At 56.4% G+C, this 298-nt stretch carries 2 tRNA genes; both read left to right on the top strand.

The features are described 5' to 3' along the window. Positions 1-111 precede the first annotated feature (111 nt). Positions 112-187, top strand: a tRNA-Gly gene (locus APU02_RS14935). 35 nt (positions 188-222) lie between these two features. After that, positions 223-298, top strand: a tRNA-Gly gene (locus tag APU02_RS14930).

The raw sequence follows: 298 nt of genomic DNA, 5'->3' as shown, positions 1-298 counted from the left end.
TCGGGAATAGCTCAGTTGGTAGAGCACGACCTTGCCAAGGTCGGGGTCGCGAGTTCGAGTCTCGTTTCCCGCTCCAAAATTTGAAAGTGCCTTAACGCACAGACCACCCAAGCGGGAATAGCTCAGTTGGTAGAGCACGACCTTGCCAAGGTCGGGGTCGCGAGTTCGAGTCTCGTTTCCCGCTCCAAAATTTGAAAGTGCCTCAACGCACAGACCACCCAAGCGGGAATAGCTCAGTTGGTAGAGCACGACCTTGCCAAGGTCGGGGTCGCGAGTTCGAGTCTCGTTTCCCGCTCCA

Source organism: Citrobacter sp. 50677481 (genome assembly GCF_001463265.1).
GTDB lineage: Bacteria > Pseudomonadota > Gammaproteobacteria > Enterobacterales > Enterobacteriaceae > Citrobacter_A > Citrobacter_A sedlakii.
This window is presented reverse-complemented; position numbering and strand designations above follow the sequence as displayed.